The sequence below is a fragment of the Pseudoalteromonas sp. S4492 genome, assembly GCF_005886115.1.
Classification (GTDB): domain Bacteria; phylum Pseudomonadota; class Gammaproteobacteria; order Enterobacterales; family Alteromonadaceae; genus Pseudoalteromonas; species Pseudoalteromonas gelatinilytica.
In genome coordinates this window covers 1-519 of record NZ_PNCP01000124.1, presented here as the reverse complement: position 1 = coordinate 519, position 519 = coordinate 1, and the positions used below count along the sequence as shown (strand labels likewise).

The 519-nt window shown below is 40.5% G+C and carries 1 protein-coding gene; it reads left to right on the top strand.

Annotated elements, in window-relative coordinates:
- The coding region (locus CWC28_RS21130) for an immunity 49 family protein (RefSeq protein WP_171038336.1) at window positions 1-467 on the top strand (467 nt) is incomplete at its 5' end.
- Window positions 468-519: the final 52 nt, after the last annotated feature.

The following is a 519-nucleotide window of genomic DNA, read 5'->3' as shown; positions in this document are numbered from 1 at the left end:
TAACGGCTATCGATAACGATGTGTTTAAAACAGCTAATTATGGTAATCAACTTAAACCCTTTGATTATGCACTGTCTGACTTACTCAAAGGGTTATTTAACCCTAGTGTCGACTTAGCCCCTTTAATCGAGCAAGCCTATATCACCTGTAACTCAGATGATTACGTTGATGATGAAGCATACCTCTATGTAAGTCGTTTAGAATGGCCGCTCATTCCTATTATTACCGCCATTTTCACTGAAAACGGCGAGCAAGAATATAATCAAGCCATGGAAAAAGCCTTGCTGGCCCATAAAGAATATTACAGTGACGAAGAGCGTATAGGTAGTAGACGAGGAGGTTTAGCTATCCCCCTTATTGCCCTAGCCATCATCGCTAAAGACGTAAAAGGCTATAAGCTCACAGTTGAAAATGGCTACATTCCAGCATGGCTAATTGATGTAACACCACCAACAGACCCAAATTAATAAACGACAGTAACCGCTCTTTAACAACATGAATGTTAGCAGCAAAGCATGA